Origin of the sequence: Flavobacterium sp. (assembly GCF_044361065.1) — a bacterium.
Taxonomy (GTDB): domain Bacteria; phylum Bacteroidota; class Bacteroidia; order Flavobacteriales; family Flavobacteriaceae; genus Flavobacterium.
Genome location: NZ_JBIKJI010000012.1, coordinates 1 through 25,833, shown reverse-complemented (window position 1 = coordinate 25,833; position 25,833 = coordinate 1). Strand labels below are relative to the sequence as shown.

Sequence of the window (25,833 nt, the reverse complement as noted above, 5' to 3'; positions counted from 1 at the left end):
CTACATAAATATGGCGCTCTCTTCGCTTAATAATAGTTCCAATCATATTAATACCAAACGCTACCCAAACTAAGGCAATTGCTATATCAAATGGCCATTCTAATTCGGCATATTCTTTTGAAGTAGTAATTCCCATTGGTAACGTTATAGCAGCACCTAAAATAATAAGTTGCCAACCCCAAAAGTTAACCTGACTTAAAAAGTCGCTATACATTCTGGCTTTTAGCAAACGTTGTAAAGAGTAATATACTCCTGCAAAAACGGCATTTCCAACAAACGCAAAAATAACTGCGTTGGTATGTAATGGTCTTAATCTTCCATAACTTAACCACGGTATACCGTCTGTTAAATTAGGAAAAAGATAAAATAAAGCCACAAGCAGTCCTACTGACATTCCGACTACTCCAAAAAGTAGCGATGCATAAATAAAATTACGAACGATTTTATTATCATAACGAAATTGTTGCATTTCCATAATTAATGTTTATTTAGTTTTAGTTTTTTTTAATTCATCGTCAAAAAGCATACGAACCGATGGCGTGTAATCATCATCAAACTGACCGTTTTTTACGGCTAATATGAATGTGATTAAAAACACAATGGCTATAAAGATGCTAATGGTTATAAGAAAATATATGATACTCATACCTCTATAAGTTTTGAACAAATTTAGATTAGCGAGATGTAACTAAATATGATATTTATCATATATTGAATTTATTTTTATTTACGAATTACGATTTGATATTTTTACCGTAAAATTTGCTTGAAATTGTCACAAAGCTCACAATCGTTATGGCACTCATAGGCATAATAATAGCTGCAAATAATGGCGATAATTTACCTGATAAAGCAAAAGCTAATCCTACTGAATTATATAATAATGATAAGCCAAAACTCATATAAATGGTTTTCATAGCGTTTTTAGAATACTGTATATAATGAAACAATTTTTGAAATTGCGAAGCGTCCATTATACCATCGCAAGCAGGTGAAAAAACATTAACATTTTCTGAAAGTGCGATTCCAATATTACTTTGAGCTAAAGCGCCCGCATCATTTAATCCATCTCCAACCATCATAACATTTTTACCTTCGTTTTGAAGTTTCTGAATATATTCTAATTTTTGCTCGGGTTTTTGATGGAATACCAATGTGGTATTATGTGGCAAAACGGATTGCAAATACTCTTGTTCACCATCGTTATCACCAGATAAAACGAAAGTTTTGAAGTTGTTTTTATCCAACTGATTGAATAATGTATTTAACCCTTCTCTATATTGATGGTTGAAGGCAAAATAGCCTTTATATTCTGAATCAATTTCAATATGTACTTTAGTATTTTCATCTTTTTCAATTTTTAATTCTAAATTCATTAAGTGAAGAGAACCAATTTTGTATGAAACATTTTCAACTGAAGCTAACATTCCTTTTCCTACAATTTCCTCGTATGAATTAATTGCTACTATTTCAGATTGAGGTAAAAATGCATATAGTTTTCTGCTTAAAGGATGATTTGAGTTTCTGACAATACTTTTAATGTTTGCAAGTTCCTTATTGGATAAATCAGTACCTGTATATTCTATATTTGATTTTAAAGACGACGTTATGGTTCCTGTTTTATCAAAAACAATCGTATCTACTTTTGCCATTTGTTCAATCACTTGTGCATTTTTTAAATACAATTTATGATTTCCCATAATTCGTAACACATTCCCTAAAGTAAAAGGCGCGGTCAAAGCCAATGCACACGGACACGCAACAATTAGCACTGCGGTGAAAACATTAAACGCTAAATACGCATTTATAAACAGCCAAAATATTAAGGAACCAAAAGCCAAAATAAGCAAAGCGGGAGTGAAATACTGACTTACTTTATCTGTAATCGATTTGTGTTTTTGGTCTATTTTTTTTTGAAAAACATCATTACTCCACAATTGCGTTAAATAACTTTGCGAAACGGAAAACAACACTTCCATTTCAATAATACCGCCCATTTGTTTACCACCTGCAAAAACTTTATCGCCCGATTTTTTTTCAATTGGAATGGCTTCACCAGTAACAAAACTATAATCTAATGCTGTTTTTGGTGAAATTAATATGCCATCAACCGGAATTAATTCTTGATTTCTGATAATTAATCTATCACCTTTTTCTACATCATATATTTGGCAAGGTTCTTCTTCACCATTCTGATTGATTTTCGTCACAGCAATTGGAAAGTAGGATTTAAAATCGCGTTCAAATGATAAAAAATCATATGTTTTTTGTTGAAATAATTTCCCTAACAACATAAAGAAAACCAATCCTGTTAAACTATCAAAAAAACCTTGTCCATAATCGAACGTAATGTCAATTACACTTCGCACAAACATTACAATTATTCCTAAAGCAATAGGAATATCAATATTTAACATTTTAGATTTAATACTTTTATAAGCTGAGATGTAATAACCACTTGCCGAATATAAAAAAGAAGGTAAGGATAAAAAGAAAATTAGCGTTCTGAAGAAATTTCGATATTTGTTTATCCAAAATTCATCTACTTCAAAATATTCTGGAAATGACAAAAGCATAATATTTCCAAAACAGAAAAAAGCAATTCCTAATTTATAAATTAAACTTCTATCAATTTGTTTGATACCTGTTTCGTAATTTTCTAAACTAATATACGGTTCATAACCAATGGATGACAATAAATAAACGATGTCTTTTAGATTGGTTTGTTCTGAATTATAGGTAATTCTAACTTTTTTTTGTGTAAAATTAACCTGAGAAGTACTTATTCCCTTTTGAAGTTTTTGTAAATTTTCCAAAATCCAAATACATGAACTACAGTGAATATGTGGTATGTATAAGGAAACAATATAAATTGTATTTTCTTGAAATTCCAATAATTTGGATTGAATTTTTTCATCATCTAAAAAATCATATTTACCATTAATTTCTTCTGGTGTGGCTCCAGGAGCCGATTGAAAATCGTAATAACAAGTTAAATCATTTTGACTAAATATTTCATATACTGTTTTGCATCCCACACAACAGAATGATTTTTCGTCAAATTGTATTTCTTCTTTTGTAGTATATTCCTTACCACAATGAAAACAATTTTTATTGTCCATAATAATGCTCATTTTACCTGATACAAAGGTGAAATATTGTTCATAAGTAAAATATGATATTTGTCATACAATTTGTAAATTTGTAGCGACTTCAATTAATTGTGATTTTATGGGGAAATGTGAACAATGCATTGTTAGAGAATTTAGTGCTATTAAGGCATTAAATAAAGATGAGTTATTGAAAATTGCCGATTGTAAAACGTCGTACACCGTAAAAAAAGGAGAAACAGTTTTTGACGAAGGCGATGCCTTAAATGGCATTTATTGTATAAAAGACGGTATTTGTAAATTATCAAAACTTAGCGATAACGGAAAAGATCAAATTGTGAAACTCGTAAAAAAAGGGGAACTTTTAGGACAACGTTCGTTAATTAGTGAAGAATCTACTAATTTAAGTGCTGTTGCTGTGGAAGAAATGCAAGTTTGTTTTATTCCTAAACAAGAAATATTACAGTTTTTTAACGAAAATAATCAGTTTTCATTAAATATGATGAAATCGGTTTGTGGCGATTTAAAAGATGCCGATGATAATATGGTGAATTTGGCACAAAAAACAGTAAAACAACGTTTGGCAGAAACCTTACTTAAATTAGAATCCGACTTTGGTATTCACGAAGATGGAAGTTTAAAAATTCAATTATCTCGTGAAGAAATTGCTGGAATGATTGGTACAGCTACTGAAAGTTGTATTCGATTATTATCTGAATTTAACAAAGAAGGTTGGATTTCTTTACAAGGCAAAAAAATTACCCTTTCCAATAAAAAAGAATTACAAAGACTAATTTAAATAGATAAAAGATTATAGACTTTTAATCTACTGTTTATTTTACATATCCCAATATGAACGATAATTTTATAAACGAATTTTTTGGAATAGGCATACAAAACGGGAAAACACCTGAAAACTTAGGAATGCTTTGGCGTTCGGCACAGAATTTTGGTGCGAGTTTTATTTTTACCATTGGAAAACGATATGCTAAACAAGCTTGCGATACACACAACGCAGTAAAAGCGATTCCTTATTTTCATTATGATACTTTTGAAGCATTTTACGAAAACTTGCCTAAAGGCGCAAGAATAGTTGGCGTTGAACTTGATGATGCTGCCGAAGATTTAGAAACCTTTCATCATCCACAACGATGTGTATACTTATTAGGCGCAGAAGATCACGGAATGACTAAAAAAGCTATGGAAAAATGTCATCATTTAGTAAAATTTAAATCTGAAAAAAGTTTAAATGTTTCTGTAGCTGGTAGTATTATTTTATATGACAGAGGTCTGAATAAACCCAGAATTTAATACTTATTCTAAAATTTCAATTCGGATAGCGCGTAAAAAATCTTCACCAGCTGGTAAATGATTCATTCCTTCTTTTTCTTCTAATTTTCCGTTATGATTTATGCCATCTGCTAAACCACACCAAGGCTCAATACATAAAAATGGAGCATTTTGTTTGGTCCAAATTCCTAAATATGGAAAATGATCGTAATTTACTTTTAAAATCGCTTTGTCATTATTTTTTAAAGTAACTTCATTTGAATTTAATTGTTTAAAAACCAAAGCATCTTTTTCGAATAAAGCATAATTTAAAGCAATAGCATTGTTTTTTGTATCAACCAAAGTTGTTTTTCCATTAAAACTTTCATTTTCTAAATGGTGCGTTTCAAATGTATCTGCTGCATTAAATTCTAATGAATAATTTTCAAGTTTATCTGATATTGCAAAGGCAGGATGTGCTCCAATAGAAAAAGGAAGTACTTCATCCGATTGATTTCGTACAAAATATTCAATAACTAATTCGTTTTCCATTAATGTGTATGCCATTAATAATTTAAAACTAAAAGGATAAATTGCTTTTGTTTCTTCGGTTTCGTTGAGTTCAAAAATAACTTGAGCATCGCTTTTTTTATCGAAAGTAAATTCCATATTTCTGGCAAATCCGTGTCGCGGCAATTGATAAGTTTTACTATTAAATGAATAACTATCATTTTTCAATCTTCCGACAATGGGGAACAATACCGGTGAGGTTTTATTCCAATACGTTTCATCGATATTCCAGATGTAATTTTTATTGTTTTTAACTAATGAAATTAATTCGGCACCCAGTGTATTTATGGTTGCTGTTAAAGTTGCGTTTGTAATTGTAATTATCATTTTAAATTTTTTAAAAACACAGATTGTAAAAATTTTAAAAATTAATATAATTTCCTTAATCTGTGTTGTATCTTTTTATTTTTTAACCGCAAAGTTCGCAAAGATTTTCGCAAAGTTCGCAGGGTTTTATTGATTTCTAAAATTTTAATAATTTCTATAATCTGTGTTGTAATTATTTATTTTTGGGTTTAATTAATAATTCTACTTCTTTTTCTCTTCGAATATCCTCTAAAATCCAATTCAATTCTGGATCGATGTTGTTTTTTCTATCTTCTAAAGTAGGCAAAATTTCTTTATCAGGAAAAATACCTCTTCCTTCAATATTTGTTTTACCCGCGGCACTTACCAAAGCTAAACCTATTCGTAAATTCACTTTACTATTTGGCAATTGCACCAAAGGCATTTGTGCAGCAACCGTTCCATTATAAGCACCTCCGGTTTCTTCACCAACAAAGAAAGCACGTTGATTTGACTTTAAATTTGAAGAAATAATACTTGATGCAGAAAAACTTCCACCATTAATTAACACGTAAATTTTTCCTTTAAAATTATTCGGTTTTGGCTTACTTTGTTTAGAATGACGATTACTTAAATAGGTACCACTTGCTTCTTTTCTTGTTTTCAAATAAAATAAAGGATAAAAAATAGGCGCGCCTAAAATCTTAAAAAACTTAGTAACATAACCACTTCCTTTAAAATAATTCATATGCAAAAAACTGGTTTTTGATACCACTTCGTAATCGTCAATAAAGACAAACGGTTGAGAAACTAAATAACTATATAAATCAGCAATTTCATTCAATCTTCCGCCAGGATTGTTTCTTAAATCGATAATCAAATTTTTAGTATTTGCTACAGATAAAATATTAAAAACATCTTCGTAAAAATCGTGTGAATTACCATTTGAAAACCCTTTTATTGACATCATTGCAGTAATACTATCTTTATCCAAAAATTTTAATTCTCTTGTAAATGTTTTAGTATCACTATTAAAACCGTATTTACTATTAAATTTGGCTTTCTGTTTTCTTTCTTTTTTTGATAATTTCGGCTTTTTTTGATTTGAATTTGAACCGAATGTGTCTCGTTTCACAACAAAAAGAGAATCCTTACCTTCAAGTTTTAGGAGTAGATGCAAACTATCTTGTACTTTTCCTTTATCTATATTAAAAAACGCACCGAAATTTTTTCCTAAATATCTATTAATAAAAGTTGTATTATAACCATCCGAAGCTATTCTTTTAAAAAATAATGAAATTAAATCGGATGGTTTTTCAGAATTTATGGAAACAACTTCAGTATTAGCTAAAATAGTATGACGCGAGCGATTTTTTAAAATTATTAATTTGTTGTCGATATATTCAAAATCAAATTGTGAAAAAGGTGATTTTCCTTTTTTATTAATCGCTTGTGCTTCTTTTTTGGTGAATTTTGGTAAACTTGGTGAAACGCTTAAATGTCCTTGTCCTACATTCTTAATTACTTGGCTCAATTCTTTATAGAAAGCCAAACCCGTCATAGGTTGTTGAATGGATTTTTTTAAGCTATCAAACTTATAATCTAATTTTTCTTTTGAAATGTACCAATACAGTTTTGGATGTAATTGTTTGAGTTTTTTATACGAATAATCAACGTCTTTTTGAAGCTGAGCTACAGCAATAGGTTGTGTTAATTGCTGATTAAATTTCTTAGTAGATTGACAAGAAAATAGAAATAGTGTACCGAAAAGGATTACAATGTTCTTCATAAATTTGGGGTTTTATAATGAAAAACAAATCTAACTAAAAAAAACATCATATCCATAACGAAAAATCATTAGAACTACAACCAATAAAAATAATTTTCGGATAAACTGATTGCCTTTTAAAATAGCCATTCTGGTACCAATTATACTTCCCAAAACATTAAAAACTGCCATAATAATTGCAATTTCTAAAATATAATTTCCTTGCGAAAGGAACACATAAAGGGCAGAAATATTGGTAATACAATTAATTACTTTTGCATATGCGGAAGCTTCTAAAAATTCAAATCCTAAAAGTGCTACAAATCCTAAAACTAAAAAACTTCCTGTTCCTGGACCTAAAAAACCATCATAAAAACCAATGGTAACACCTAATAAAAATCCAAATAAATACTTTTTTTTATCGGATAAAACTTTTGTAGCAAAAGAACCAAAATCTTTCTTTTTAAATGTATAAATAGCAATTACAATTAGCATAAAAAAGATAAAGGGCTTCAGTATGTTCACATCAATTCTACTTACTAATTTGGCACCGATAAAAGAAAAAACAAAAGAGCTAAAAGCCGTAATGAATAATAATTTCCAATTAAATTTTACTCGGTTTGCATATTGAACCGCGGCTATTGAAGTGCCTGAAAGTCCAGCAATTTTATTCGTTCCAAAAGCAGTTGGCACAGTTGAATTTGGAAATAAAATCATAAAAGCAGGAAATTGTATTAATCCGCCACCGCCTACAACTGCATCAATAAAACCCGCAAAAAGCGAGGCAATAGCCATAAATATTAGTATTGAAATGTCGTGTTGTGAAAAGAGTTCAAGTAAGTTCATTCAAATAAATAATTTCTTATATAATATTTTCAAAGATACGATTATAATAAAAACGAAAAAAAAATCCCAACAAACTGAAAAGTTCATTGGGAAAAAAAATGTTATTTATTTAAAATTATTCCTGATTTCTAAACACCAATTGATTGTCAAAGCTGTCTAACAAAATAATACTATCTACGGTGATACTGCCTGCTAAAATTTCTTTGGATAATTTATTAAGTACTTCACGTTGAATCACTCTTTTTACTGGTCGGGCACCAAATTCTGGCTCGTATCCTTTTACAGCTAAATAGGAAATTGCTTCCTCTGTAGCCGACATTGAAATGTGTTGTAAGGCTAACATTTTAAACACCGATTTTAATTGTAATCCAACTATTTGTTTAATATTTTCATTTGTTAATGGTGTAAACATCACAATATCATCTATTCTGTTTAAAAATTCAGGACGAACGGTTTGTTTTAATAATGCTAAAACCTCAACTTTTGCCGTTTCCATAGCAGCATCAATGCTTCCTTTTAAATTTTCAAATTTCTCTTGAATAATATGACTTCCCATATTAGATGTCATTATGATAATAGTATTTTTAAAATCGGCCAAACGTCCTTTATTATCAGTCAATCGTCCTTCATCTAAAACTTGTAACAATATATTAAAAGTATCTGGATGTGCTTTTTCTATTTCATCCAATAAAATTACCGAATAGGGTTTACGTCTTACAGCTTCGGTTAATTGACCACCTTCATCATATCCTACATACCCTGGAGGCGCACCAACTAAACGGCTTACACTATGACGTTCCTGATATTCACTCATATCTATTCGAGTCAACGCATTTTCATCATCAAACAAATAATCAGCTAACGCTTTTGCTAATTCTGTTTTACCTACTCCAGTTGTACCCAAAAAAAGAAAGGTACCTAACGGTTTTTTCATATCTTGTAAACCCGCACGACTTCTTCTTACCGCATCAGAAATAGCTTCAATAGCTTCCTCTTGTCCTACTACTCTTTTGTGCAATTCATCTTCTAAATTTAGCAATTTTTCACGCTCACTTTGTAGCATTTTTGTTACTGGTATTCCCGTCCATTTGGCTACAACCTCAGCAATATCTTCTTGAGTAACTTCTTCTTTAATAAGCGATTTTTCACTTTGATTTTCGAGCAATTCAATTTGTAGCTCGTCTAATTTCTTTTGAGCTTCAACAATTTTACCATATCTTAGTTCGGCAACTTTTCCGTATTCTGCATCACGTTCCGCGCGTTCTGCTTCAATTTTAAAATCTTCAATTTGTTGTTTATAACCTTGAATGGCATCTACAACATCTTTCTCTGATTTCCATTTGGCATAAATTTCATTACGTTGTTCTTTTAGTTCTGATAAATCAATATTTAAAATCTTTAATTTAGATTCATCTTTTTCTCGTTTTATGGCTTCAATTTCAATTTCTAATTGCATAATTTTTCTATCCAAAACATCTAATTCTTCAGGTTTTGAATTAATTTCCATACGTAATTTTGAAGCCGCTTCATCCATTAAATCTATTGCTTTATCTGGCAAAAATCGATTCGTAATATAACGTTGTGAAAGTTCAACAGCAGCAATAATAGCATCATCTTTGATTCTAACTTTATGATGCGTTTCATATTTTTCTTTGATTCCACGCAAAATAGAAATGGCACTTTCTGTATCAGGTTCGTCAACCATAATCTTTTGAAAACGACGTTCAAGCGCCTTATCTTTTTCAAAATATTTTTGATATTCATCTAAAGTTGTAGCACCAATAGCACGTAATTCACCTCGAGCTAAAGCGGGTTTTAATATATTTGCCGCATCCATAGCGCCATCGCCTCCTCCTGCTCCTACAAGTGTATGAATTTCATCGATAAAAAGTATGATGTCGCCTTCCGCAGAAGTTACTTCTTTTACAACGGCTTTTAATCGTTCTTCAAATTCGCCTTTATATTTCGCACCAGCAATTAAGGCTCCCATATCTAAAGAATAAACAATTTTATCTTTTAAATTTTCAGGTACATCACCATCCACTATTCTATGTGCTAATCCTTCGGCAATTGCTGTTTTACCTACACCTGGCTCACCAACTAACATCGGATTATTCTTTGTTCTTCGAGTTAAAATTTGTAAAACTCTTCTAATTTCTTCATCTCTACCTATTACGGGATCTAATTTTCCATTTTTAGCTAAATCATTTAAATTTTTACCGTATTTATTTAAAGCATTATACGTTTCCTCTGCTGAAGAGGAAGTAACTCGTTCGCCTTTACGAAGTTCAATAATAGCAGAAATCAAATCTTTTTCGGTAACACCTTGGTCTTTTAATAGTTGAGCGACTTTACTTTTCGATTTGAAAATGGCTAAAATGATGTGTTCAAGAGATACGAAATCATCATTCATTTTTTTGGCCAAAGTAGTAGCTTCATTTAATGTAGAAGATGCTTCTCTGGAAAACATAACTTCTCCACCCGAAACTTTAGGAAATCCTTGTATGATTTGATCTAACATTTTTTGAAATACATCCATATTTACATTTACTTTTTTCAAAATAAATGGTGTAACAGATGTGTCTACATCTAAAATGGCCTTGAAAATATGTTCATTCTCTAACTGTTGCTGTCCAAATCCAGTAGCAATTTGCTGCGCTACTTGTAATGCTTCTTGCGATTTTATGGTTAAGTTATTTAAATTCATAGTATATATTTTTTAATCACTAATTAATTTTACTTTTGTAATTGTATCTTTGTTTAAACAAGGTCAATTTATATTCCATAGTCAAAACATTGACAAAATGTCATTAAAATAATACCAAAAATCATTAAAATCAGACAATTTGTCTTAAAAAATTAACAAATATGAGTTTTTTCAAAAATATATTTAAAGAAAATGCAAACACTTCCAAGGAAGAAGTAAATGAGACAGCCAAATTTTATACATTAGATAAAATGGAACAATTTGATGAAATAGATGAAATTTCTCAAACAAAACCGGTTGTCCTTTTCAAACACAGTAGACGATGCAGCATCAGTAGAATGGCGCTAAAACAATTTGATGCCGAGTTTAATTATCCCGAAGAAAAAATTGATTGGTATTTATTAGATTTGTTAAATCACAGAGATTTATCTAATGAAATTGCAAGCAGATATAACGTAGTGCATCAATCACCACAAATAGTAGTGATCAGAAATGGAAAAGCTGTTTTTAATGAATCACACGACAGTATTTCTGCGGAAGATTTGAAACAATTTACTTAATTTAAAATAAAAAAATCGCTTTTAAAAATTTAAAAGCGATTTTTTTATTCATTATTTATCTTCTAAATCTGTTGCCTGAAATTATAGATTTCAATTTTGCTTTTAAATCTTCACCTGAATCATAAACCATTTGTTCGTTTGTTGGAAACGGCACCGCTCTTCTGTCAAAATATTGAAAATAATCTTGTTCACAAGCTCGTTTATCACCATTATAATTAGCATATATATAATTGAAAACAAATTCACTTGTTAACGGATAGGCATCAATTAATTGTTTCGTATTTAAATCGTAAAATTCAACTTTAGCAGTGGTTTGCACAGATTTAAATTGGGTAAATTCGTAAATGCTTGCTGAAATTGTTTTCATAACATCTACAACCATCGGTTTACCTTCAGAATCTTTAACTTGAACACCTTTGTCATCTAAAAGTGGTTTTGTTCCGTCTTTAATTTGTTTTTCTTTAACAAATTGTTTTTCTCTAACTTGTTCTGGTGAAATTTTAATTTCTCTGAAATTTACAACCAATGAAAAATCATAAAAAATATCGCTTTGTTTTTTATTATGATATACTGTCCATTTATCATTAATTCCGTACGTACTAAAATCCAATAAATCATCTTGTAAACGAGATGGAATAACCATATTTGTTTCGTTTTTAGTAGACACGAATACAAAATCAGTTCCTTTAAATTTCGCTTGATCCATTAAATCGAGAACATCTTTATAGTTAGGATTTAACTTATCTAAGTAAGCTAAATCATCATACGCTTCACGAATGACTAACTTATTTTTAGATGCAAGTAGTTTTTTTGCATTATTGTATAAATAAATAGACAAATCAGATTTACTCGCAATTAATTCGTTAGAATAATCGTTAAAGGGAAAAATAGCGTTTCTGTTTTCTTTCAATAACATTAAAGGCAAAACACCTCTTATTCTATCTTGTCGATTGTGTAATTGGTTATACAAATTATAGATTTTCTCTAAATTTGCTGGATTTTTTTCTTTTACCAATAATGATAAATTATTTAAATCACGTTCTTTCGCTTTGGCAAATGCTTCTTCCAAAAGATATACATAATCTTGATTTCCTTTGGCATTTTTATTTGTTCTTAAACCATCTAAAGCTCTTTCAATAGCGCCATCATAGTCGCCATTACTTAACATAGACTGCGTTTTTTTTACTCCACAGGAAAACAGAAACAAGGTTAGTAATAGTAAAATAATTCTTTTCATATATACACTTTTAGATTTGGGAAACAATAGCGTGCTTAATTTAAAATTTCAATTCAATTGCTGGAAGTAATTTGCTTGATACTTCTCCAAAACCAATTCTAATTTGGTCATTTTGACAATATCCTCTTATGATTACGGTGTCGTTATCGTTAATAAATTTACGTTCCGAACCATCATTCATTTTGATAGGATTTTGTCCACCCCAAGACAATTCTAACATTGAACCGAAAGAATCTGGTGTTGGTCCTGAAATTGTACCACTTCCCATCATATCTCCAGAATTCACTCTACATCCATTGATTGTATGATGTGCCAATTGCTGACTCATAGTCCAATACATATATTTAAAATTAGAGTTTGACACTATCGTTTCAACAGCATTTTCTGGCTGGATGGCAACTTGTAAATTAATATCGTAAGAATGATTACCGGTTTGTTGTAAATAAGGCAATGGTGTTGGTTGTTGTTCAGGTGATGAGCATTTAAAGGGCTGTAAAGCATCTAAAGTAACGATCCAAGGTGAAATGGATGACGCAAAGTTTTTTGCTAAAAATGGACCTAATGGTACATATTCCCATTTTTGAATATCTCTTGCCGACCAATCATTAAATAAAACCATTCCAAAAATACATTCTTCTGCATCTGCTACAGAAACAGGTTCTCCCATCAAATTTGCATCCGTAGTAATAAAAGCAGTTTCTAATTCGAAATCTACCAATCTTGAAGGTCCAAAAACAGGTTGAGTTTCGCCATTTGGTAACGTTTGTCCGTATGGTCTGTGAACTGGAATTCCACTTGGAACAATTGTAGAACTTCTTCCGTGATATCCTACAGGAATATGCAACCAGTTTGGTAATAATGCATTTTCTGGATCGCGAAACATTTTTCCTACATTAGTAGCGTGCTCTTTACTTGAATAAAAATCGGTGTAATCACCAATTTGAACTGGTAATAACATTTCAACATCATCTATTTTAAAAATAACAATGTTTTTATGAGAATCATTATCTCTTAATTTTGGATTGGTATCTAAAAAGATATCCGATAATCTATTTCGTACTAAACGCCAAGTTTTTCTTCCGTCAGAAATAAAATCGTTAAGCGTATCTTGCATAAACATATCATCAGTAAGTTCAATGCCATCAAAATACCCTAATTGTTGTAAAGCACCCATATCAATGGCATAATCACCAATTCTGGTCCCTATTGTAACTACATCTTCTTTAGTGATAAAAACTCCAAATGGAATGTTTTGAATTGGAAAATCACTATCTTTTTTAACATCTAACCAAGAGTTTTTACTTGGATCATTGGCAAAATTTGGCATATCTTTATGTTCTATTTTTTGTTGATAATTGAGTAATCAAAATTAAACTATCCTTTCAATTTACCAAACATTTTTTGTATTTTTGACAAAATTTAAATTTATACTAAAAAATGCAACGCGACGAACTTATTTTTGACCTAATTTTAGACGAGCAAGACAGACAAATTCATGGAATTGAATTAATTGCTTCAGAAAACTTTGTGAGCGACCAGGTAATGGAAGCTGCTGGTTCATGTTTAACCAATAAATACGCAGAAGGATATCCTGGAAAAAGATACTATGGAGGTTGTGAAGTAGTAGATATTGTAGAACAAGTTGCTATTGATCGAGTAAAAGAATTATTTGGAGCTGAATATGCTAATGTACAACCACATTCTGGTTCGCAGGCAAATACAGCTGTTTTTGCAGCATGTTTAAAACCAGGAGATAAAATTTTAGGATTCGATTTGGCCCACGGTGGGCATTTAACGCATGGATCTCCCGTAAATTTTTCAGGTAAATTATATACCGCAAGTTTTTATGGTGTAGAAGAAGAAACTGGATTATTAAATTACGATAAAATTCAAGAAATTGCAACTAAGGAACAACCTAAAATGATTATTGCAGGAGCGTCTGCTTATTCTCGTGATATGGATTTTAAACGTTTCCGTGAAATTGCAGATTCAGTTGGAGCATTATTATTAGCTGATATTTCACATCCTTCTGGATTGATTGCAAAAGGCTTGTTAAATGATCCAATTCCTCACTGTCATATAGTAACAACAACTACACATAAGACTTTACGTGGTCCTCGTGGTGGATTAATTATGATGGGAAAAGATTTTGAAAACCCTTGGGGATTAACGACTCCAAAAGGTGATATAAGAATGATGAGTCATATATTAGATATGTCTGTTTTCCCCGGAAATCAAGGAGGTCCGTTAATGCATATTATTGCCGCTAAAGCAGTTGCGTTTGGTGAAGCGTTAACAGATGAATTTTTCCGTTATGCTTTACAAATGCAAAAAAATGCAAAAGCTATGGCAGAAGCGTTCAACAAAAGAGGTTATAAATTAATTTCTGGAGGAACTGATAATCATATGATGTTGATTGATTTACGCAACAAAAATATTTCAGGTAAAGACGCTGAAAACGCATTGGTTAAAGCTGAAATTACTGTAAATAAAAATATGGTGCCATTTGATGACAAATCTCCATTTGTTACTTCTGGAATTCGTGTTGGAACACCAGCAATTACAACACGTGGATTAGTTGAAGAAGATATGGAAACAGTTGTTGCTTTAATTGATAAAGTATTAATGAATTACACTAATGAAGCTATAATAGAAGAAGTAGCTGAAGAAGTTAACGAACTTATGGGCGAAAGAGCCATGTTTGTTTTTTAATTGATACAGAAATAAAAAGTAAACTAAATAAAAAAGGTATTATGTAGCAATCATAATGCCTTTTTTAAACAAATACACTTTTTTAAACATTATAAACCTCATAACCTTTAACACAACACCTTTTAAACTCTTAAACAAATAAACTCATAAACATTATAAACCTCATAACCTTAAAATCATGTCCATTTTACGATTGCAATTACCCACAGATCCAAGATGGGCAAATATAGTAGAAGAAAACTTAGAAGATATTTTAAGTGACCATGCTTGGTGCGAACAAAAAGCAGCCACAAATGCCATAATGCTTATTATTAATAATGCAGAGAAAGAAGATTTGGTTACAGAAATGACTTCGATTTCTATTGAAGAAATGCAACATTTTCAAATGGTTCATGATATTATTAAGGCACGTGGTTACGAGTTTTTAAGAGAACGAAAAGACGATTATGTAAACGAATTAGCCAAATTTATGAAGCAATCTTCTGACGGAAGTAGAGCATGTGGTTTAATAGAACGTTTACTTTTTGCAGCTATGATTGAAGCCAGAAGTTGCGAACGATTTAAAGTACTTTCTGAAAATTTAAAAGACGAAGAATTAGCTCAGTTTTATAGAGATTTAATGGAAAGTGAAGCCGCTCATTATACCACTTTTATAAACTTAGCCAGAAAATATGCAGAAAATATTGATGTAGAAAAACGTTGGAAAGCTTGGTTAGCATTCGAAGCGAGTGTAATAGCTAAATATGGTGAAGGTGTTACTGTACATGGCTAAAATTCAAAAGTCAAAAGTCAAAAGCCGAAAGCAGATAGCAGATAGAATCTTAAAAAATAAATAAAATATAAAATAAAATGGCAATAAATAAATACGCATTTCTTTCGTTTCTATTTCTTTCATTAACCGTTCAAGGACAAGAAAGAAACTTACAAAATATTAAAAAACTAACTTTTGGTGGTGATAATGCTGAGGCTTATTTTAGTCCGGATAGTAAAAACTTAACCATGCAAGTTACCAATACTCAATTTGGTGTGCCTTGCGATCAAATTTACTCGTTAGATTTGACACAACCCATAACTGATTTTAACAATTTGAAATTAATATCTACAGGAAAAGGAAGAACCACTTGTTCATATTATATGCCAGATGGAAAACACATTATTTATGCTTCTACGCATGAAGTGAATGTAGCTTGTCCTGCTCCACCAAAACCAAAAGACGGAAAATATCTTTGGGCCATTTATCCTGAATTTGAAATTTATATGGCAACTAAAGCGGGTGAGATTGTAAAAAAATTAACTAATTCTCCAGGTTATGATGCGGAAGCGGTGGTTTCTCCTGACGGAAAAAAAATAGCCTTCACAAGTATTCGTTCTGGTGATTTAGAAATTTATACTATGGACATTGACGGAAGCAATTTAAAACAAATTACGTTTGGTTTGGGATATGATGGCGGATGTTTCTTTTCACACGACAGTAAAAAATTAGTCTTTCGTTCCTCTCGTCCTAACACAGAAAAAGATATTAAAGAATACAAAGACTTATTGGCAGAAAATTTAGTGATGCCAACTAATATGGAAATCTATACTTGCAATATTGATGGCTCAGATTTAAAGCAAATCACCAAATTAGGCAAAGCCAATTGGGCGCCATTTTTTCATCCATCGGACAAAAAAATTATTTTTTCATCCAATCATCACGCTACTAAAGGATATGATTTTCAATTATATATGATTAATATCGATGGTACGGGATTGAAACAAATTACCTATGAAAGTGAATTTAATGCGTTTCCACAATTTTCGCCTGACGGAAAAAAATTAGTATTTTCAAGTAATCGCCAACAAGATAAAGCGCGTGAAACAAATGTTTTTATTGCGGATTGGGTTGAAACAGATGACGTTGAAAATGCGGATAGTAAAAATTTAAAAAAACATATTTCGTATTTAGCTTCTGATGCCTTAGAGGGAAGACTTTCAGGAAGTAAAGCTGAGAAAACAGCAGCAAAATATATTGAAAGTGAATTTAAAAAATTAGGTTTACAACCATACAACAAAACATTTTTACAACCTTTTTCGTATCGCTACAAAACCAATCCACATGCAGATTCAACAGTTGTAGGAGATTTATTAAATTCGAATAATGTAGTAGCTTACTTGGACAATGGCGCAAATAAAACTATTGTAATAGGGGCACATTATGACCACTTAGGAAGAAACGAACATAATAATTCTACCAAACCTTTTTCAAAAGGGATGATTCATAATGGTGCAGACGACAATGCTTCTGGTGTTGCTGGTGTGTTAGATTTGGCTCGTATCTATGCAAAAAACAACACAAAAGAAAAAGTGAATTTCATTTTTGCTCTGTTTTCTGGTGAAGAAGATGGTTTAATTGGTTCGAAGCATATGGCTGAATCGATAAAAACACTGTATCCAAATGTAATCACAATGATTAATATGGATATGATTGGAAGATTAGACGACAAAAAAAGTCTTGTAGTTGGAGGAACAGGCACCTCTCCTATTTTCTCAGAATTAATTCAACGTAACAAACCTGCTGGATTTGGAGTTACAGAAGAAACTGGTGGAATTGGACCATCTGATCATACTTCATTTTACTTAAAAGATATTCCAGTACTATTTTTATTTACAGGAACGCATGAAGATTATCACAAACCAAGTGATGATGAAGAAAAAATTAATTATTATGGCGTAACCAATATTGTAAATTATGTTTTTAGAATCGCAAATGAATTGGCCGATAAAGAAAATATAGAATTTACCAAAACCAAAATAAACAGCGAAAAGAAAATGGCAAAATACAAAGTAACACTTGGTATTATGCCTGATTATGCTGAACATGGAGATGGTTTACACGTAGATGGCGTAACTGAAGACCGTCCAGCCATTAAAGCTGGAATTAAAGAAGGAGATATAATTACAAAAATTGGTGATTGCGAAGTAAAAGAAGTTTATAGTTATATGGAATGTTTATCTAAAATTAACTCCGGTGAAACGAAAGAAGTTATTTTTATTAGAGACGGAAAAACTAATAAGGTAAACGTAACGTTTTAATAAAAACTATAAAATGACAAACGAGCAAACCGCCATAAAAGCCACTTATTTTAGTATTATTGGCAATACAAGCTTAGCACTTATTAAAGGATTGGCGGGTTTTTTCGGAAATTCTTATGCATTAGTTGCTGATGCTATAGAATCTACAACGGATATTTTTGCTTCGTTTTTAGTTTTATTTGGAATTAAATATTCAAACCGACCTGCAGATGAAAATCATCCTTATGGACATGGAAGAGCTGAACCTTTAATTACTTTTCTTGTAGTTGGATTTTTAATTACTTCTGCTACAATTATTGCCTATGAAAGTATATTAAATATTGGGACGCCTCATGATTTACCAAAATCTTGGACACTAATTGTTTTAGGATTAATAATTTGTTGGAAAGAATATTCGTTTCAAACCGTAATGAAAAAAAGTATAATTACCAATAGCTCTTCTTTAAAAGCAGATGCTTGGCACCATAGAAGTGACGCGATAACTTCGGTTGCCGCTTTCATAGGAATTTCAATTGCTTTAATTTTAGGAAAAGGATACGAATCTGCTGATGATTGGGCGGCTTTATTAGCTTCTTTTTTTATTCTTTATAATAGCTATATGATTTTCCGACCTGCACTTGGTGAAATTATGGACGAACATAGGTATGATGATTTAGTAGAAAATATTCGTCAAGAATCGTTAAAAGTAGATGGGATAATCGGTACAGAGAAATGTTTTATTAGAAAAGCAGGAATGAAATATCACGTTGATTTACACGCTATTGTAGATGCAACTATTACAGTTAAAGAAGGGCACGATTTGGCACACAAACTAAAAGACACCTTAAGAAGTGAAATATTAGAGTTAGGACACGTATTAATTCATATTGAACCGAATGAATAATTAAAAAATGAAAAGCAAAATACTAAATTTTCTTCTTATCATTTTCTCACTCTTTGGTTATTTGGAATGGAGCGGAAATAATCATTTATTTTTGTTTGAAGCAGAAATTGAAATTTTTTCTAAATTATTTACAAGACCAATTTCAGTTCTTCATCCATTTATTGTTTTGCCAATAGCAGCTCAATTTATCTTACTATTTACCTTGTTCCAAAAAAAACCAAGTAAAAAATTAACCTATATTAGTATTTTTTGTTTAGGCATCTTATTAGGATTTATGCTAATCATTGGAATAATTAGTTTAAACTACAAGATCGCACTTTCAACGATTCCATTTATAGTAGTTTCAATAGTAACAATGCTACATCATAGAAAATTTAAAGAATAAAAAAACCTTCCAATTTCTGAAAGGTTTTGTTTTTATATAAAAGAATTTTTAATATTCAAATCGTATATCAAAATTACATATTTCTTCTGTATTGTCCTCCTACTTCAAACAACGCGCTGGTAATTTGTCCTAACGAACATACCTTTGTAGCTTCCATTAATTTATCGAAAATATTTTCGTTACGAATAGCGGCATCTTGTAAATTACTCAAATGCTGATTTACGTGATCTAAATTCGATTTTTGAAGATTATTAAGCATGTCAATTTGATAGGCTTTCTCTTCTTCCGTTGCACGAATAACCTCAGCAGGAATAACCGTTGGAGATCCTTTTGAACTTAAGAAGGTATTTACACCAATAATCGGAAATTCACCTGTATGTTTCAAAGTTTCATAATACAAACTCTCTTCCTGAATTTTAGAGCGTTGGTACATGGTTTCCATTGCACCTAATACGCCTCCACGTTCTGTAATTCGGTCAAATTCTTGTAACACGGCATCTTCTACTAAATCGGTTAATTCTTCGATAATGAACGAACCTTGAATTGGATTTTCGTTTTTCGCCAAACCTAATTCTTTATTAATAATCAACTGAATTGCCATAGCTCTTCGCACAGATTCTTCTGTTGGAGTAGTAATGGCTTCGTCATACGCATTCGTATGTAAGGAATTACAATTGTCGTAAATCGCATACAAAGCTTGTAGTGTCGTACGAATATCATTAAAATCAATTTCTTGCGCATGTAACGAACGTCCTGAAGTTTGAATGTGGTATTTCAACATTTGTGCTCTTTCATTCGCTCCATATTTGTTTTTCATGGCTTTTGCCCAAATTTTTCGAGCTACACGACCAATAACTGCATATTCTGGATCCACTCCGTTAGAGAAAAAGAACGATAAATTCGGACCGAAATCATTGATATTCATTCCGCGACTCAAATAGTATTCTACATAAGTGAAACCATTGGCTAACGTAAATGCTAATTGGGTAATTGGGTTCGCTCCTGCTTCAGCAATGTGATATCCTGAAATAGAAACTGAATAAAAATTACGAACGTTTTGTTTGATGAAATACTCCTGAACATCACCCATTAAACGTAAAGCGAATTCTGTAGAGAAGATACAGGTATTTTGCGCTTGATCTTCTTTTAAAATATCCGCTTGCACTGTTCCACGAACTTGTGCTAACGTTTTAACTTTGATATCATTATAAACATCTAATGGCAAAACTTGGTCACCAGTTACGCCTAAAAGCATCAAACCTAAACCATTATTCCCTTCTGGCAAATCGCCTTGATACGTCGGACGCGTTACGCCTTTTTGCTTATAAATTTCGTTGATTTTAGCTTCGACTTCAGCTTGTAAACCATTTTCAATAATGTATTTTTCACAATTTTGATCAATAGCTGCATTCATAAAGAATCCCAACAACATTGGCGCTGGTCCATTAATCGTCATAGACACCGAAGTCATTGGATGACTCAAATCGAAACCAGAATACAATTTTTTCGCATCGTCTAAACAACAAATCGAAACTCCGGCATTACCAATTTTCCCATAAATATCAGGACGAATGTGAGGGTCATTTCCGTACAAAGTCACCGAATCAAAAGCTGTTGATAATCGTTTTGCTGGCAATCCTGCAGAAACATAATGAAAACGTTTGTTGGTTCGTTCTGGACCACCTTCGCCAGCAAACATTCTACTTGGGTCTTCACCTTCTCTTTTAAATGGATACAAACCAGACGCAAAAGGAAATTCTCCAGGAACGTTTTCTTGTAAATTCCATTTTAAAATGTCGCCCCAAGCTTGGTATTTTGGCAAAGCTACTTTTGGAATTTGCGAATGCGATAACGATTCGGTATGTGTTGCGATTTTAATTTCTTTATCTCGAACTTTAAAACTGTACACAGGATTCTTGTATTTATTAACTTTTTCATCCCAAGTTAAAATGATTTCCCAGTTGTAAGGGTCTAAGTTCATTTTTACTCGGTCGAATTCTTTAGTCAATAACGAAACGAAATCTTTGTTATCGGCATTGATTTTTAAAGAATCTTCAACTATTCCTGCTTTATCTAATTGTGGTAAATTACCGTTAACCGATTCCACAGTTTTGAAAATTCCGTATAATTTTTGAGCTACTTCTACTTGAGAAAGTGCCGTTTCATCGTATTTTCTATTATTTTCTGCAATTTCAGATAAATAACGCGTTCTATGAGGTGGGATTACGAAAATCTTCTCACTCATTTCACGAGTAATTTCAAAGGTCGATTTTAAATCAGCTCCTGTTTTTTCTACAATCTTATCCATTATAGATTTATAGAGTGTATTCATACCTGGATCGTTAAACTGCGATGCAATTGTTCCGAAAATAGGCATAGTATTGGTATCTACATCCCATAAATTATGATTGCGTTGGTATTGTTTTTTTACATCACGAATCGCATCTAAAGCACCGCGTTTGTCGAATTTATTCAGCGCTACTAAATCAGCAAAATCCAACATATCGATTTTTTCCAATTGCGTTGCAGCTCCAAATTCAGGTGTCATTACGTATAACGAAACATCAGAATGATCCATAATTTCTGTATCCGATTGTCCAATTCCAGACGTTTCTAAAATTATGATATCGTATTTAGCCGCTTTCAATACTTCAATAGCTTCAGCCACATATTTTGACAAGGCTAAATTGGATTGACGGGTTGCCAACGAACGCATATAAACTCTTGAATTGTTAATGGCATTCATTCGAATTCTATCGCCTAATAAAGCGCCGCCTGTTTTACGTTTTGATGGATCAACCGAAATTAATCCGATAGTTTTTTCTGGGAAATCGATTAAAAAACGACGAACCAATTCATCTACTAAAGATGACTTTCCAGCGCCACCTGTACCGGTAATTCCTAAAACAGGAATTTTGGACGTTTCATTCTTTTGGTGAATTTGGTCAAAAACAGATTTTGCAATTTCTGGAAAATTCTCAGCAGCAGAAATCAATCTTGCAATAGCGGTTGGGTTTTTCTCTTCTATGTGCGATAATTCTCCAGTTAATTTATCTCCAATTGGATAATCAGAACGTTTGACTAAATCGTTAATCATACCTTGTAATCCCATAGCACGACCATCATCTGGAGAATAAATTCTTTCGATGCCATATTCGTGTAATTCTGAAATTTCTGAAGGTAAGATAACGCCTCCGCCTCCGCCAAATATTTTGATATGACCAGCTCCTTTTTCATTAAGTAAATCGAACATGTATTTAAAATACTCGTTATGTCCACCTTGATATGATGTCATTGCAATCGCATTCGCATCTTCTTGAATGGCAGTATTGACAACTTCTTCAACACTTCTATCATGTCCAAGATGGATAACCTCTACACCTGTCGCTTGGATAATTCTTCGCATTATGTTAATGGCTGCATCGTGTCCGTCAAAAAGTGACGCTGCGGTTACAATTCTTACTTTATTAACAGGAATATAAGGTATTTGTGGTTCCATTTTTAAATATTAATCGATTTTAAGGGTGCAATTTACGAATTTAATAATTTTTATTTCTAATTTATAGGTGTAAAAAATCAATAAAAATTTAAAAATAATGTGTTATTTGAAATTATAAAATGTGGAGTATCTAAAATCAAAAATTAGAACTAATATAAATCTTTAAATTCGATTTGATTAAAGTAACTATTTTTGAAATTTAACATGTTCAACAATAAGTATAACAAAATCTTAACAGTATTAACTAGCTAAAATTCTGATATTTGCGAAATAATAAATAGTTTTTTAAGGTTAGTTTTTAGTTAAGAAACAACTGAAATTCAGGTTTCAGTTGTTTTTTTTTATACCTTATTTTGATTTTTTATATATTGAATTACTTCCGAATTAAATAATTCCCATTTTTCTACGTTCACCACATGACCGCAGTTTTCTAAAACGAGTAATTTTGAGGTTTTGTAGTGACTCTCCACTACTTTTCTAACAGAAGGTAAAAACATGTAATCTTCGTTTCCCATTACATAAAGAGTAGGAACTGCTAATTCCACTTGACGAAACCATTTTAAAATTGGGTTAATCTCAGCTGTTAGCTTAAACCATTTTATAAATTCTTTTTGATAAAGTTTTTTTGCTTCATTGATGAATAATAATCGAGATTGCTTGTGGTTTTTATTTGGCATAATTACAAACGCAAAAAAACGATACAAAACCAAATAGGGCAAAACATATTTAAACATATTGCCTAATCGCATTAAAATTTGTGAACGAAAATTCATTTTCAAAATAGCGCCGCCCATAATCATACTCTGTACTCTGTTTTCGTACATTTCTGCAAATTGTCGGATTACGATTGTTCCTAAAGAAATTCCTATGAAGTGTGATTTTTGAATATTTAAATGATTGAGAACTTCTAAAACATCATTAGCGATGGCTTTAAATGTATATTTTTTAGTAATTTTCTCTTTGGAATTGCCATGACCACGAAGATCTAATAATAAAACATTAAAATGCGCTTTAAATTCTTTTATCTGTTTAAACCAAATAGAAGAACTACCACCTGCGCCATGAACAAACGTTACCCATTCAGTCGTGTTTTTATTTTCGTATGTGGTATAAGCTATCATTTTATTTGTAAATGTAAAGCTTTTCTTGCAACAAAGTGAAATAATCAAACGCTTTAACTAAACGGCTTCCATACCAAGAAAACATTTCACTATCAACAAAAATAGTTTTTGCGTGGTGCGTATGTCTGCCTAATTCGAATGCATGTTCATCTGTAAAAGGAAAAGGTTCGGAAGATAAAAAAACAAAATCAGGATCACCTTGAATTCGCATTTTATTAATAACCACTTCAGGATATCGTCCTTCATATTTTGGATTAGTATCATAAATATTTTCTAATCCGTTAAGTTTTAGCATCTCATTAATAAACGTATCGCCAGCAGCAACCATATATGGGTTAGCCCAAATAAAATACGCTACTTTTTGTTTCGCATTTTCTTCAAATTTTGAAGCCACAAGAGTTTGAATTTTTTGATATCCGAAGTTAATTTTATCAATCCACTTTTGTGCATTGGTTCTTTTATTAAACAGATTTCCGAAATCTTCAATCATTTTATTATTGTCGGCAATCGTAACGATATCTGTCACCCAAACTGGACAAATAGTTCTTAATTGCTCTACAATTTCTTTGGTGTTTTCTTCTTTATTGGCAATAATTATATCGGGTTGTAAGGCTTTTATTTTATCGAATTTGATGGTTTTCGTACCGCCAATAATTTCTTTAGTAAATTTAAAATGAAGCGGATGTACACAAAACTTCGTAATACCAACAATTTCATCTTCCAAACCTAAATCGTATAATAATTCGGTTTGTGAAGGCACTAAAGAAATAATTCTCTTTGGAGTATTTTCAAAAGTGTGAATGGTGCCAAGTTGGTCTGTGAATTGTTTCATTTTTAATGGTGAAGGATTTAAGGTATTAGGTAAAGGGTTTTGATTTGTAAAGAAAACTTTTTTACTTTTTACTCAAAATTTGCTCCATTTCTAGTTGCAACTTCAACGCTTCTTCCCTTGCCTTTTCAGCAAAATCAGTTCCGTTTGACGCGTAAATTATACCTCTTGAAGAATTGATTAATAAGCCAACGTTTTCATTCATTCCGTATTTACAAACTTCGGCTAAACTTCCGCCTTGAGCACCAACTCCTGGAACTAACAAGAAACTATTTGGTACAATTTTTCTAATTTCTGTAAAATATTCTGCTTTTGTAGCCCCTACAACATACATTAAATTTTGACTGTTTTTCCAATTTTTAGACGTTTCTAAAACTGTTTTATATAATTCTTGCCCATTTGTATCTAACGTTTGAAAATCGAAAGCACCTTCGTTTGACGTTAAAGCTAACATAATGGTATGTTTGTTTTCAAAAGCCAAAAAAGGTTCTACAGAATCTTTTCCCATATAAGGCGCAACAGTAACCGAATCAAAATTTAAATCTTCAAAAAAAGCTTTAGCAAACATTGTTGATGTATTTCCTATATCACCTCTTTTTGCATCGGCAATTGTGAAAATATCGGGATAGTTATTGTTTATATAATCGATTGTTTTCTGTAAAGCTTGCCAACCTTTGATACCATAAGCTTCATAAAAAGCCGTATTTGGTTTGTACGAAACACATACATCGTGCGTAGCATCAATGATCGCTTTATTAAATTCGAAAATTGGATCCTCTGTTGTTAATAAATGTGCTGGGATTTTAGTCAAATCAACATCTAAACCAATACATAAAAATGATTTTTTTAGACGAATTTGCTCAATAAGTTGTGAAGTAGTCATTTTGTTTGTTTTATGATTACAAAAGTATAAATAATTTAATTGAGAAGTAACAAACCTGCAATATGTTTTGTTATAAAAATGAAACAAAATGCATAAT

The 25,833-nt window shown here is 31.5% G+C and carries 21 protein-coding genes; 8 read left to right on the top strand and 13 right to left on the bottom strand.

Features of this window, described 5'->3' with window-relative positions; translation table 11 throughout:
* The 3 genes from ACIQ11_RS01690 to ACIQ11_RS01680 form a co-directional block, all read right to left on the bottom strand.
* Positions 1–475, bottom strand: a 475-nt coding sequence (locus tag ACIQ11_RS01690; protein ID WP_396152210.1) for a cbb3-type cytochrome c oxidase subunit I, incomplete at its 3' end; no start/stop codon positions are given.
* 9 nt (positions 476–484) lie between these two features.
* The gene (gene ccoS / locus ACIQ11_RS01685) at positions 485–646 is read right to left on the bottom strand and encodes a cbb3-type cytochrome oxidase assembly protein CcoS (RefSeq protein ID WP_396152207.1); all 162 of its coding nucleotides are present in this window, start codon (positions 644–646) and stop codon (positions 485–487) included.
* Between the two features lie 88 nt (positions 647–734).
* Positions 735–3,122, bottom strand: coding sequence for a heavy metal translocating P-type ATPase (locus ACIQ11_RS01680; RefSeq protein ID WP_396152215.1), 2,388 nt, complete (start codon positions 3,120–3,122; stop codon positions 735–737).
* Positions 3,123–3,231: 109 nt separating this feature from the next.
* Here ACIQ11_RS01680 and ACIQ11_RS01675 point away from each other — a divergent pair, with 109 nt between their 5' ends.
* On the top strand, positions 3,232–3,909 hold the full coding sequence (locus ACIQ11_RS01675; RefSeq protein ID WP_396152203.1) for a Crp/Fnr family transcriptional regulator: 678 nt from the start codon (positions 3,232–3,234) through the stop codon (positions 3,907–3,909).
* A gap of 53 nt (positions 3,910–3,962) precedes the next feature.
* Complete coding sequence (locus tag ACIQ11_RS01670) at positions 3,963–4,421, top strand: RNA methyltransferase (protein WP_396152201.1); 459 nt, start codon at positions 3,963–3,965, stop codon at positions 4,419–4,421.
* A 3-nt stretch (positions 4,422–4,424) separates the two neighbouring features.
* Here ACIQ11_RS01670 and ACIQ11_RS01665 read toward each other — a convergent pair whose 3' ends face one another.
* The 4 genes from ACIQ11_RS01665 to clpB all read right to left on the bottom strand — a co-directional run bounded on the left by ACIQ11_RS01665 (position 4,425) and on the right by clpB (position 10,555).
* The gene (locus tag ACIQ11_RS01665) at positions 4,425–5,276 is read right to left on the bottom strand and encodes an aldose 1-epimerase family protein (RefSeq protein WP_396152199.1); all 852 of its coding nucleotides are present in this window, start codon (positions 5,274–5,276) and stop codon (positions 4,425–4,427) included.
* Positions 5,277–5,448: 172 nt separating this feature from the next.
* Positions 5,449–7,023, bottom strand: coding sequence for a S41 family peptidase (locus ACIQ11_RS01660; protein WP_396152197.1), 1,575 nt, complete (start codon positions 7,021–7,023; stop codon positions 5,449–5,451).
* A 30-nt stretch (positions 7,024–7,053) separates the two neighbouring features.
* Positions 7,054–7,848 (bottom strand): sulfite exporter TauE/SafE family protein, encoded by a 795-nt coding sequence (locus ACIQ11_RS01655; RefSeq protein ID WP_396152195.1) that lies wholly within the window; start codon positions 7,846–7,848, stop codon positions 7,054–7,056.
* 115 nt (positions 7,849–7,963) lie between these two features.
* The gene (clpB, locus tag ACIQ11_RS01650; RefSeq protein ID WP_396152193.1) at positions 7,964–10,555 is read right to left on the bottom strand and encodes an ATP-dependent chaperone ClpB; all 2,592 of its coding nucleotides are present in this window, start codon (positions 10,553–10,555) and stop codon (positions 7,964–7,966) included.
* A 161-nt stretch (positions 10,556–10,716) separates the two neighbouring features.
* Here clpB and ytxJ point away from each other — a divergent pair, with 161 nt between their 5' ends.
* The gene (gene ytxJ, locus ACIQ11_RS01645; protein WP_396152191.1) at positions 10,717–11,115 is read left to right on the top strand and encodes a bacillithiol system redox-active protein YtxJ; all 399 of its coding nucleotides are present in this window, start codon (positions 10,717–10,719) and stop codon (positions 11,113–11,115) included.
* Positions 11,116–11,170: 55 nt separating this feature from the next.
* On the opposite strand, the gene ACIQ11_RS01640 is transcribed toward ytxJ, so the two are convergent.
* Both ACIQ11_RS01640 and fahA read right to left on the bottom strand, forming a co-directional pair.
* Positions 11,171–12,352: a hypothetical protein gene (locus ACIQ11_RS01640; RefSeq protein WP_396152189.1), complete on the bottom strand. Its 1,182-nt coding sequence runs from the start codon at positions 12,350–12,352 to the stop codon at positions 11,171–11,173.
* 40 nt (positions 12,353–12,392) lie between these two features.
* Positions 12,393–13,679 carry a fumarylacetoacetase gene (gene fahA, locus ACIQ11_RS01635; RefSeq protein ID WP_396152187.1) on the bottom strand — a complete coding sequence of 429 codons (1,287 nt, stop codon included), beginning with the start codon at positions 13,677–13,679 and terminating at the stop codon, positions 12,393–12,395.
* Positions 13,680–13,789: 110 nt separating this feature from the next.
* Here fahA and glyA point away from each other — a divergent pair, with 110 nt between their 5' ends.
* The 5 genes from glyA to ACIQ11_RS01610 all read left to right on the top strand — a co-directional run bounded on the left by glyA (position 13,790) and on the right by ACIQ11_RS01610 (position 19,404).
* Positions 13,790–15,064: a serine hydroxymethyltransferase gene (glyA, locus tag ACIQ11_RS01630; RefSeq protein WP_396152185.1), complete on the top strand. Its 1,275-nt coding sequence runs from the start codon at positions 13,790–13,792 to the stop codon at positions 15,062–15,064.
* A 184-nt stretch (positions 15,065–15,248) separates the two neighbouring features.
* Positions 15,249–15,836, top strand: a complete 588-nt coding sequence (locus ACIQ11_RS01625) for a tRNA-(ms[2]io[6]A)-hydroxylase (protein WP_396152213.1) — start codon at positions 15,249–15,251, stop codon at positions 15,834–15,836.
* Positions 15,837–15,913: 77 nt separating this feature from the next.
* Complete coding sequence (locus ACIQ11_RS01620; protein WP_396152183.1) at positions 15,914–18,136, top strand: M20/M25/M40 family metallo-hydrolase; 2,223 nt, start codon at positions 15,914–15,916, stop codon at positions 18,134–18,136.
* Positions 18,137–18,149: 13 nt separating this feature from the next.
* Positions 18,150–19,019 (top strand): cation diffusion facilitator family transporter, encoded by an 870-nt coding sequence (locus ACIQ11_RS01615; RefSeq protein ID WP_396152181.1) that lies wholly within the window; start codon positions 18,150–18,152, stop codon positions 19,017–19,019.
* 7 nt (positions 19,020–19,026) lie between these two features.
* Positions 19,027–19,404, top strand: a complete 378-nt coding sequence (locus ACIQ11_RS01610; protein ID WP_396152179.1) for a hypothetical protein — start codon at positions 19,027–19,029, stop codon at positions 19,402–19,404.
* A 73-nt stretch (positions 19,405–19,477) separates the two neighbouring features.
* Here the strand turns inward: ACIQ11_RS01610 and ACIQ11_RS01605 are convergent, their stop codons facing one another.
* The 4 genes from ACIQ11_RS01605 to pyrF form a co-directional block, all read right to left on the bottom strand.
* Positions 19,478–22,903 (bottom strand): methylmalonyl-CoA mutase family protein, encoded by a 3,426-nt coding sequence (locus ACIQ11_RS01605; RefSeq protein ID WP_396152177.1) that lies wholly within the window; start codon positions 22,901–22,903, stop codon positions 19,478–19,480.
* 341 nt (positions 22,904–23,244) lie between these two features.
* Entirely contained in the window at positions 23,245–24,024 is a 780-nt protein-coding gene (locus ACIQ11_RS01600) for an alpha/beta fold hydrolase (protein WP_396149903.1), read from the bottom strand.
* Position 24,025: 1 nt separating this feature from the next.
* Positions 24,026–24,856: an ABC transporter substrate-binding protein gene (locus ACIQ11_RS01595; protein ID WP_396152175.1), complete on the bottom strand. Its 831-nt coding sequence runs from the start codon at positions 24,854–24,856 to the stop codon at positions 24,026–24,028.
* A 61-nt stretch (positions 24,857–24,917) separates the two neighbouring features.
* Complete coding sequence (gene pyrF, locus ACIQ11_RS01590) at positions 24,918–25,736, bottom strand: orotidine-5'-phosphate decarboxylase (protein ID WP_396152173.1); 819 nt, start codon at positions 25,734–25,736, stop codon at positions 24,918–24,920.
* Between the last annotated feature and the right edge of the window lie 97 nt (positions 25,737–25,833).

Coding starts and splice junctions, on each gene's coding strand:
- ACIQ11_RS01595 (WP_396152175.1), bottom strand. CDS start 24,856: ATGAAACAATTCACAGACCAACTTGGCACCATTCACACTTTTGAAAAT.
- ytxJ (WP_396152191.1), top strand. CDS start 10,717: ATGAGTTTTTTCAAAAATATATTTAAAGAAAATGCAAACACTTCCAAG.
- fahA (WP_396152187.1), bottom strand. CDS start 13,679: ATGCCAAATTTTGCCAATGATCCAAGTAAAAACTCTTGGTTAGATGTT.
- ACIQ11_RS01655 (WP_396152195.1), bottom strand. CDS start 7,848: ATGAACTTACTTGAACTCTTTTCACAACACGACATTTCAATACTAATA.
- ACIQ11_RS01640 (WP_396152189.1), bottom strand. CDS start 12,352: ATGAAAAGAATTATTTTACTATTACTAACCTTGTTTCTGTTTTCCTGT.
- ACIQ11_RS01600 (WP_396149903.1), bottom strand. CDS start 24,024: ATGATAGCTTATACCACATACGAAAATAAAAACACGACTGAATGGGTA.
- ACIQ11_RS01615 (WP_396152181.1), top strand. CDS start 18,150: ATGACAAACGAGCAAACCGCCATAAAAGCCACTTATTTTAGTATTATT.
- ACIQ11_RS01670 (WP_396152201.1), top strand. CDS start 3,963: ATGAACGATAATTTTATAAACGAATTTTTTGGAATAGGCATACAAAAC.
- pyrF (WP_396152173.1), bottom strand. CDS start 25,736: ATGACTACTTCACAACTTATTGAGCAAATTCGTCTAAAAAAATCATTT.
- ACIQ11_RS01665 (WP_396152199.1), bottom strand. CDS start 5,276: ATGATAATTACAATTACAAACGCAACTTTAACAGCAACCATAAATACA.
- ACIQ11_RS01605 (WP_396152177.1), bottom strand. CDS start 22,903: ATGGAACCACAAATACCTTATATTCCTGTTAATAAAGTAAGAATTGTA.
- ACIQ11_RS01675 (WP_396152203.1), top strand. CDS start 3,232: ATGGGGAAATGTGAACAATGCATTGTTAGAGAATTTAGTGCTATTAAG.
- ccoS (WP_396152207.1), bottom strand. CDS start 646: ATGAGTATCATATATTTTCTTATAACCATTAGCATCTTTATAGCCATT.
- glyA (WP_396152185.1), top strand. CDS start 13,790: ATGCAACGCGACGAACTTATTTTTGACCTAATTTTAGACGAGCAAGAC.
- ACIQ11_RS01680 (WP_396152215.1), bottom strand. CDS start 3,122: ATGGACAATAAAAATTGTTTTCATTGTGGTAAGGAATATACTACAAAA.
- ACIQ11_RS01660 (WP_396152197.1), bottom strand. CDS start 7,023: ATGAAGAACATTGTAATCCTTTTCGGTACACTATTTCTATTTTCTTGT.
- ACIQ11_RS01610 (WP_396152179.1), top strand. CDS start 19,027: ATGAAAAGCAAAATACTAAATTTTCTTCTTATCATTTTCTCACTCTTT.
- clpB (WP_396152193.1), bottom strand. CDS start 10,555: ATGAATTTAAATAACTTAACCATAAAATCGCAAGAAGCATTACAAGTA.
- ACIQ11_RS01620 (WP_396152183.1), top strand. CDS start 15,914: ATGGCAATAAATAAATACGCATTTCTTTCGTTTCTATTTCTTTCATTA.